Raw genomic sequence first — 348 nt, 5'->3', positions numbered from 1 at the left:
CCTTGACCTCCCTCGCAGGATCTTTTTTCGAGGGAGGCAGGGGCTTTTTTCCGTTTTTCACCCGTTCCCCATTGATTTCCTCCTCCAACTGGGCTTGATAGGCCCGCGTCTCAGCACGGACGACCTTTTTCCGATGCTTTCGTTTATTGGCGTTCGCTTTAATCGGGGTCGAGTCGATAAAAGCTACGTCTGGATTCACAAACCCTTTATCCATTGCTTGTTTCAGAATGCGATAAAAAATTTGTTCAAACACGTCACTGTCCCGGAAACGACGAACGTAGTTCTTCCCAAACGTAGAAAAGTGGGGGATCTTGTCCTCAAAGCCAAATCCTAAAAACCAACGGTAGG

At 48.0% G+C, this 348-nt stretch carries 1 pseudogene; it reads right to left on the bottom strand.

Annotated features, from left to right (window positions below):
• Positions 1 to 348 (bottom strand): annotated as a pseudogene (locus CHH91_RS18060) (IS5/IS1182 family transposase); the annotation flags it as partial.

The organism is Virgibacillus sp. 7505, from assembly GCF_002272135.1.
Taxonomy (GTDB): Bacteria; Bacillota; Bacilli; order Bacillales; family Amphibacillaceae; genus Terribacillus.
Note: the sequence above shows the minus strand (reverse complement) of the source record. Positions and strands in the feature narration are given on the sequence as shown.